Consider the following 7,905-nt stretch of genomic DNA (forward strand, 5'->3'; position numbering starts at 1 on the left):
CGTCGTCATTGCCGGGCTTGTCCCGGCAATCCATCTCGCCTCCATCAGCCATTCTTGCGAATGGCTTGGGACCACCGGGACAAGCCCGGTGGTGACGACGACTTATAAGTCTTGGTTGAGGTGGAGCGAGCGAAGCCTTCAGAGAGCCCCTTAAGCCGCCACTGCACGCTTTTCGCTGATGCGCATGTCGGCGATTTCCAGCCGACCCAGCCCACGACGCTGCGCCTTGCGCAGGGTCATCTTGGCGGTTTCGAGCACGTCCTTGTCGAAAGGCGGTTCAGGATTAACCACCGCCAGCCCGGCGCCCAGCGTCACCGCGCCGGCGTGGCTTTCCTTGTTGACCAGACCCTCGCGGCGCACCGCCTGGTTGATCTTGTTGGCGAGATCGCGACCCATCAGCATGGGCATATCGGGCAGAACCAGAAGGAAGCCGCTTTGACCGAGACGCAGGCAGCAGTCTTCGTCGCGCTTCAAGAGCGAAACAATCACCCGTTCCAAAGTCTCAAGGCAGTCTTCCGCCGCATCGCGGCCATAGGCGGCGAGATACTCACCAAAACAGTCGATTTCGAGGGCCACGACGCAAAGCGAAACATTGCGCTCGGCTGCCAGCATCCAGGCTCTTTGCAGCTCTTCTTCGATCGGACGAGCCGCCAGATGGCGTTTGGGAGAGCCGCTCGACGACATTGGCCGCCGCGCATCCCGTCGCTCCGCATGACGTCCGAGCAGAGATCTAACCTTCTGCCACAGCCCGTCTTTTTGGAAAGCTTCGGTCATGCTCATTATGCCCGCCCCCGGCGCAGTCTTCTTGCTGCCCGATCTGGTCACACTATGGTTAATGAGAAGTTACTATCATTAATGATTTGGCAAGATGTCGTTTTGCTTGCAGGTCAAGCAATCGTCACACGACATCTCTTGTGTGGCATTTTCGACTCAATAAACCGACTCAAAGATGCTCTGGCGGCTCCCATTCGGGCCATTCGACCGCGTGTTCTTCCCATTCTTCGGGATCGACTTCGGTTTCAAGGAAGGTCCGGCCCGAGACCGACACGCCCACATCGATCACCGTCTGCGGATCGCCCGACACCAGCGGATGCCACCAGGCCAGCCCCTTGCCCTCGGCAATCCGACGATAGGCGCAGGTGGTCGGAATCCATTTGATCTCGACGACATTCTGCGGCGTCAGCTTGATGCAGTCGGGCACAATCTTCTGGCGGTTGGGATAGTCGGTGCAGCCACACGTCTCCCCGTCGAGAAGCTGACAACGCACGTCCGAGGTGATCAGCGTGCCCGTATCCTCGTCCTCGAGTTTGATCAGGCAGCAACGCCCGCAGCCGTCGCAGAGTGCTTCCCACTCCGTCGCGGTCATTTGATCGAGCGTTTTTTCTTCCCAGAAGGACATTGGCAAGGTGGTCTCGTTTATCCTGTTGCCGGTTTGCGCTTGTCTTGGCCCCGGCGCAATCATATTCCAGCGATGCAATTGCATTGGCCCGGGGCGCAAGACACATTTGACCGCCGAGGGCACAGGGGTTTCGCGTGCAGGATCCGTTCTATAGCAAGCAAAAGCGGCAAAAGCGCGCCGGCGGCATGCTGGCGGCAGACGCCTGGCTTGACTCCTCGCTCTACGAGTTCTGGCAGACGCTCGGCCGCTGGTACACGCGCTACCAGGATTTCATGAGCCGGTTCCACGTTACCGGCATCAAGCGCTTCTTCGTCGAGATCCTCTCGGACGCCTTCACCTTCGGCGCCATCGGCGCGGTGCTGATGACGGCACTCGCGCTTCCCGCCTTCAACATCATCGACCGCGGCGCCTTCAACAAGGCCGAGGATTATTCCGTCGTTTTCCTCGATCGTTTCGGCACCGAAATCGGCCGCCGCGGCATTCGCTCGGACGACAGCGTCGCCCTCGACCAGATGCCCGACTTCCTGATCAAGGCGACCCTCGCCACCGAAGACCGGCGTTTCTACGAACATTTCGGCATCGACATCGTCGGCACGCTGCGCGCCGTCGCGTCAAACGCTCAGGGCGACAATTCCACCCAGGGCGGCTCTTCGCTCACCCAGCAGCTGGCGAAAAACCTGTTCCTCTCATCCGAGCGCACGCTCGAGCGCAAGCTCATCGAGGCCTATCTCGCCATCTGGCTCGAGTGGCACTATTCCAAGGATGAGATCCTCAAACTCTACTTTGATCGCGCCTATATGGGCGGCGGCAATTTCGGGGTTACCGCGGCGGCCGAATTCTATTTCGGCAAGCGCGTGCAGGACATCAATCTGGCTGAAGCCGCCATGCTCGCCGGCATGTTCAAGGCCCCGACGCGCTACGCGCCGCATGTCGACCTCGCTGCCGCCCGCGGCCGCGCCAATCTCGTGCTCACCAACCTCGTCGCCTCGGGTTTTCTCACCGAAGGCCAGGTGACCGCCGCGCGCCGCCACCCCGCCGCGCCGATCGATCGCACCGCCGATATCAATTCGCCGAACTATTTCCTCGATTGGGCCTTTGAAGAGGCCAAGCTCAAGATCGAGGAAACCAATGCGCCAGGGAACAATTTCCTCGTCCGCACCACCATCGATACGACGCTGCAGAAATATGCCGAGGAAGCCGTGACCTCGGTCGTCCGCGAACAGGGCGAGCAATACAAGGTCAGCCAGGCCGCAATGGTCGTCACCGATACCCAGGGCGCCATCCGCGCCATGGTCGGGGGCATGGACTATGGCAAGAGCCAGTTCAATCGCGCCATCGTTTCCACCCGCCAGCCCGGCTCGGCCTACAAGGTCTTCGTCTATTCCGAAGCCTTTGAGCAGTTGGGCCTAAAGCCCTCCGACCCGATCACCGACCGTCCCGTCTGCATCGGCGACTGGTGCCCGCAGAATTATGGCCGCAGCTACAAGGGCACGGTGAGCCTCCAGAGCGCGTTCGCCCAGTCGCTCAACACGGTCCCCGTGACCCTCTCGATCAAGACCGGCCGCGAGCCTATCGCCCAGTTGAGCCACCGCATGGGTCTTCGAGCCGAATATCCGGTCACCCGCTCGCTGGCCCTCGGCGTCGCCTCGGTTTCCGTCATCGACATGACCTCGTCCTATGCCGTCTTTGCCAATGACGGCTACAAGACCCCGGCCTTCGGCATCACCCGCATGACGACGCTGGGCGGCGATCTCGTCTGGGAGGCCGATCCCGACGCCCCGCGCGAGCGCGTTCTCTCCGAGCAGACCGTCGCCTATATGAACCAGATGATGTACGCGGTGACCCAGGCCGGCACCGGCACCCGCGCCCGCATCGAAGGCGTGCCCACTTTGGGCAAGACCGGCACGACCACGTCCTATCGCGACGCCTGGTTTGCCGGCTTTACCGGCAATTATGTCGCCGCCGTCTGGTTCGGCAATGACGACTACCGCCCGACCAACAATCTCACCGGCGGCACCCTGCCCACCATCGCGTGGCAGAAATTCATGGCCTATGCCCATACCAATATCGATATCAAACCGGTCTTCGGCATCGACTTCGTCCCCACCCAGACCATAGTCGCCGATGCCAGCGCCGAAGCGCCCGCCGAAGAAGTCGTCCAGCGCCCGCCTAGCCTGACCCCGGCTGCCGCCCGCAAGCTCCTCGATCTCGCGGGCCGTCTCGACGCCGCCATCGACGGCCTGCAACCGGTCTCGGATCAGGCGAGCGTCCCCAAGGTCACAACCGGTCTCTAAAAGGCCGGCAGCCCAAGCGCCCGCTGCACCCAGGGCAGTGCCGTCGACAGTTGTTCGCGCTGCACACGCCGCACCAGCGGCGCGTCGGGAATGATCGGCAGGCCGGCGCGCGAAGCAAAATACCCCGAGACGAGCGCCGCAACTTCCGGCGCCTTGGGCATCACTGCATCGGGCAATGGCCCACCCTCATAGGCAAGGCTCGGCAGCATGAAACCGAGATCAACCTCGGCACTGCCGATCCCGCCCTCGGCCCAGTCGATGAATTTCACCGTGCCGTCGTGGATGCAGATATTGTCGCTGCGCAGGTCGAGATGCGTCACCGCCTCGCCACCCAGCTCACACCGCGTCTCCGCATCGACCAGCGCAGGCAAGGCAATTTGCAGCCATTCCTGCGTCACCAGACCCAACGATAGAAACGGGGCAGCGTCGCGCGCCACGCTCGCCCATCCCGGCTCGCGCCCACCATCGAGAAAACCCCAGCGCTCGATATTGGCTTTGGCCCCATGCATCCGGTGGATCTGGTCGATCACCAGCGCCGCGGTCTCCGCCGTCCAGGGCGGCGGCCAATAGGCCGTGCTCAGGTCCTCGATGGCCAGCATCGGCGCGACCTCGTCTTCGTGCCAACCCAGAACCCTGGGCATGAATGGCCCGGAGAGGTTCTGATAGTTCGCAATCTCGCGCGTCAGCATGCTCGCCGTCAGCGGCGTCGTCGCCAGCTTGATGAAAGCCGACCGGCTGCCATTGCCAACGACATAGCGCCTGGCCGGCGTATAGCCGCCATGAACCTCGCGCCATTCGTTCGGCGCAAAGCCGATCATGGCCTCGACCCGTTCTCGAACCTCGCCCTCCAGCATCGTCAAAGTCTCCCCAAATCACCTGTGGCAATCCTGCCCATGCTTGCTTTTGCCCGCAACATCAGTTGAGCGTTACGGGAACGGGCTTCCGCCCCGCGCCCCGGATTGCTATAGCCTAAACCGTTCGCAGCGCTGCCGGTCCAGCACCCATGTCCAACCATAGAGGTTGCTGAACCAATATGCGGTTTGTCCTTCTGCTCCTCGTTTCCATCGCCATTGCCCTCGCGACGGGTTTTGGCCTTAGCTATTACGCGCTGACCGATGGCCGCCTCTTTGGCGCCGCGCAGATCGGCCCGTGGATTTCCTGGCCCGACCTCGGCTCATCCGCCCCCAATCCTTATTCGCGCGGCCATCTCACCCGCGAAGCCGCGCTCCAGCTTGGCCGCGCCGAGGGCCTCAAATTCGTCGCCACCACCGACAGCGCGGGGGACGCGCTCGATCTCTCCTGCGCCTATACCCTTCTGGGCCATGTACCCGTCTCAAGCTTCTGGACACTGGTTGCCGTCGACGGCGAGGGTGTCAATCTCGCCGCCCCCGGCACCGATCTCGCCCTGCGTTCGAGCGAAATTGCCCGCACCAATACCGGCGCCATGGTCATCCAGGTCGGCAAGACCCTCGCGCCGGGCAATTGGCTCGAACTGGCCGGCAGTGGCGCCTTCTCGCTTGAATTGACGCTTTACGACACCACGGCCTTTTCCGGCTTCGGTTCGGACAATGACACGATGCCCACCATCACGCGGGGGGCATGCGCATGACCCGGGTCATTCTCTGGCTGCTTGGCGGCGTGCTTCTTGGCGGCATCATCCACATTCTCGTCATCCTCACCCTGCCCATGCTGGCCGATGAGACCACATGGTCGCGCGTCTCCGCCTTCGAGGCGAAGAATCGCATGCTGATCCTGCCGGCGGTCGAAGCGGGCCAGCCCAATCCCCTCGGGCTCGACCCCGAACTGGTCTATGGCCTCTGCCAGGTCGATCTCGACGAAGGCCCGGCCTACCTCCGCGGCATGTTGCCCGATGCCTTCTGGTCCCTCGCCCTCTTCAACGAAGCGGGCGCCGTCATCTATTCGACCACCAATCGCGACGGCATCGGCCAGACCGTCGATCTCGGCATTTTCAACGCCGACCAGACCCGTCTCCTCGCCCAGCAGCAGCTCGACATCGAGGAAGGCCTGCTCGTCGTCGAGGCTCCCGCCGATCAGCTCTTCGCCCTCGTCCGACTTTCCCCGCCGCACGGAGTCATGAGCAGTCGCTTCGCCGAGCGCCTCGCCGCCATCCAGTGTGGGCCGCGCCGCTGATGGTCCTGCCGTTCTCCGCCATTGCCATTTATGCGTTGGCGGCTCTTGCGGAAATTGCCGGCTGCTTTGCCTTCTGGGCCTGGTGGCGCCTCGACAAGTCGCCGCTTTGGCTGGCACCGGGCGTGCTTTCGCTCGTCGCCTTTGCCTGGCTCCTCACCCTCGCGCCCGCCGACCACGCCGGGCGCGCTTATGCCGCCTATGGCGGGATCTATATTGCCGCCTCGCTCATCTGGCTTTTCGCCGTCGAAGGCCGCCAACCCGACCAATGGGACATTGCCGGTGGCCTCCTCGCCCTTGCCGGTGCTGCCGTCATCCTCTTCGGGCCACGGAGCTGACAATGATCCTGCATGTCGAAATCGCCGCCACCGACCTCGAGCGCGCCATGGCTTTCTATAGCGAAGTGTTTGGCATCGCCTTCGCCGAGCCCATCGACCTGCACGAAAGCCGCATGGCCTATGCCGAAGCGCCATTCGAAGGCGCAAGTTGGGCGCTCTGCCAGGGTGAGGTCTATGTGCCGACCCGCAACGGCGCCATCCTCTATTTTGCCGTCGAGGACATGGACGCAGTCCTCAGCCGCGCCGAAAATCTCGGCAGCGAGATCCTCTTCCCCAAGACCGCGCTCTCCGATAGCAGCCACGTCGCCGAAATCAGCGATAGCGAGGGCAACCGCATAGCTTTGCAGACTCTCAGCTAGTAGAAAAAAATCGTCTCCCGTCGAAATCCAATCGGCTCGCCCGACATTGAATTATCGACACAGAGGAGATCACCAATGGCTGAAACCGCAATCACCGTTCAGGGCGTTTACACATCGGCCGTCGTGGCCGATTTCGAAGCCGGCATTGCCTGGTATACGCGCTTCATGGGCCGGCCGGTCGACGACCGTCCACTCCCCGACATGGTACAGTGGCGCAATATGGGCGGCGCGGGCCTGCAGGTCTGGCACGATCCCCATCATGCCGGTCACTCCATCATTACCGTGGTGGTGCCCAATCTGGTCGTCGAAAAAGCCCGGCTCAGCGCTGCCGGCCTCACCCTCGTCAACGAGGCATCGGGCGATTTTGGCGGCATCGCCCAATTGTTCGACCCGGACGGCAACCGCATTAATCTAGCCGAGCCACCAAAGGGTTTTGTCAATCGCTAGGGCAACCTCACCTGCGCGACTGCGACGTGATAGAGATCGGTTATGTCGCCCGAATCTTTCCACTCCGCCCTCGCCACCGCCGTCGCCCGCTATCGCAGCGAAGTCGCCTTGCCGGCTGAACACCTATCGCTGTTGCTGTGGCAGATGAACGAGGGCCACCGCCTCGATCTGCGCGAAACCATGCCGGGGCACCTGACCACCAGCGCCATCGTGCTCTCGCCCGATCACGCCCAGATCCTCGTCATCGACCACGTCACCATCGGTCGCTGGCTGCAGCCGGGCGGCCACTATGAGCCAAGCGCCTTCTTCCATCTCTCCGCCCAGCGCGAGGCGGAAGAGGAAACCGGCGTCACCGGCCTACAAGTCCATCCCTGGCATCAGGGCCAGGACCTGCCCTTTGTCATCGACAGCCACGACGTCCCCGGCAAACGCTCCCGCAACGAAGCTCCGCACGTCCATCACGACCTGCAGTACCTGTTCATTGCCGACCCCACCCTGCCGCTCGTCGCGCAGCTCGACGAGGTCCATGCAGCGCAATGGCGAGAGATCGACATGTTGTGGGAGTTCGCGCCAAAGGCCGCAGAGCGTTTGAAGTCAGTGCCGGCACCGGGCTGAAGGCGGGGCTACCTCTCTCTTCGGGGGAGGGGTGAAGCGCCTTAGAGCACCCTGATCACCCCACCAACCGCGGCCAGCGCGGCAACCACCACCAGCGGCGGCAATTTCCAGCTTACCAGCGCGACAAACCCAGCCAGCGCCAACGCAAAATCCAGCGGCGAGAGAACCGCTGACGTAAACACCGGATCATAGAGCGCCAGCGCCAGCACGCCCACGACGGCCGCATTGGCGCCGCGCATCGCGGCCTGCGCGAAGAGATTACCCCGCAGCGCATGCCAGAACGGCAGCGCCGCCAGCACGATAAG

Annotated in this window: 11 protein-coding genes; 7 read left to right on the forward strand and 4 right to left on the reverse strand. The window is 62.8% G+C overall.

What is annotated here, in order from left to right; genetic code table 11:
• Positions 1-150: 150 nt before the first annotated feature.
• The gene (locus tag ABW043_RS19530) at positions 151-774 is read right to left on the reverse strand and encodes a diguanylate cyclase domain-containing protein (protein WP_353922872.1); all 624 of its coding nucleotides are present in this window, start codon (positions 772-774) and stop codon (positions 151-153) included.
• Positions 775-943: 169 nt separating this feature from the next.
• On the reverse strand, positions 944-1,399 hold the full coding sequence (locus tag ABW043_RS19535) for a YcgN family cysteine cluster protein (protein ID WP_353922873.1): 456 nt from the start codon (positions 1,397-1,399) through the stop codon (positions 944-946).
• Positions 1,400-1,533: 134 nt separating this feature from the next.
• Between ABW043_RS19535 and ABW043_RS19540 the strand changes: the two genes are divergently transcribed.
• On the forward strand, positions 1,534-3,693 hold the full coding sequence (locus ABW043_RS19540; RefSeq protein WP_353922874.1) for a transglycosylase domain-containing protein: 2,160 nt from the start codon (positions 1,534-1,536) through the stop codon (positions 3,691-3,693).
• Here the strand turns inward: ABW043_RS19540 and ABW043_RS19545 are convergent.
• A complete protein-coding gene (locus ABW043_RS19545; protein WP_353922875.1) occupies positions 3,690-4,547 on the reverse strand; it encodes an aminoglycoside phosphotransferase family protein in 858 nt (285 codons plus the stop codon). The two genes, ABW043_RS19540 and ABW043_RS19545, sit on opposite strands and share 4 nt — an antisense overlap.
• A 179-nt stretch (positions 4,548-4,726) precedes the next feature.
• Here ABW043_RS19545 and ABW043_RS19550 point away from each other — a divergent pair, with 179 nt between their 5' ends.
• The 6 genes from ABW043_RS19550 (at position 4,727) to ABW043_RS19575 (ending at position 7,600) form a co-directional block, all read left to right on the forward strand.
• On the forward strand, positions 4,727-5,302 hold the full coding sequence (locus ABW043_RS19550) for a DUF1214 domain-containing protein (protein ID WP_353922876.1): 576 nt from the start codon (positions 4,727-4,729) through the stop codon (positions 5,300-5,302).
• Positions 5,299-5,844: a DUF1254 domain-containing protein gene (locus ABW043_RS19555; protein ID WP_353922877.1), complete on the forward strand. Its 546-nt coding sequence runs from the start codon at positions 5,299-5,301 to the stop codon at positions 5,842-5,844. The genes ABW043_RS19550 and ABW043_RS19555 overlap by 4 nt, the downstream gene beginning before the upstream one ends.
• Positions 5,844-6,179: a YnfA family protein gene (locus tag ABW043_RS19560; protein ID WP_353922878.1), complete on the forward strand. Its 336-nt coding sequence runs from the start codon at positions 5,844-5,846 to the stop codon at positions 6,177-6,179. Before ABW043_RS19555 ends, ABW043_RS19560 begins: the two co-directional genes overlap by 1 nt.
• Before the next feature lie 2 nt (positions 6,180-6,181).
• Positions 6,182-6,538 carry a VOC family protein gene (locus tag ABW043_RS19565; protein WP_353922879.1) on the forward strand — a complete coding sequence of 119 codons (357 nt, stop codon included), beginning with the start codon at positions 6,182-6,184 and terminating at the stop codon, positions 6,536-6,538.
• A 75-nt stretch (positions 6,539-6,613) separates the two neighbouring features.
• Positions 6,614-6,985, forward strand: a complete 372-nt coding sequence (locus tag ABW043_RS19570; protein WP_353922880.1) for a VOC family protein — start codon at positions 6,614-6,616, stop codon at positions 6,983-6,985.
• A 42-nt stretch (positions 6,986-7,027) separates the two neighbouring features.
• Positions 7,028-7,600, forward strand: a complete 573-nt coding sequence (locus ABW043_RS19575) for an NUDIX hydrolase (RefSeq protein ID WP_353922881.1) — start codon at positions 7,028-7,030, stop codon at positions 7,598-7,600.
• Between the two features lie 41 nt (positions 7,601-7,641).
• On the opposite strand, the gene ABW043_RS19580 is transcribed toward ABW043_RS19575, so the two are convergent.
• A partial coding sequence (locus ABW043_RS19580) for a chromate transporter (RefSeq protein WP_353922882.1) occupies positions 7,642-7,905 on the reverse strand: 264 nt, incomplete at its 5' end.

Source organism: Devosia sp. (assembly GCF_040509215.1).
Lineage (GTDB): Bacteria > Pseudomonadota > Alphaproteobacteria > Rhizobiales > Devosiaceae > Devosia.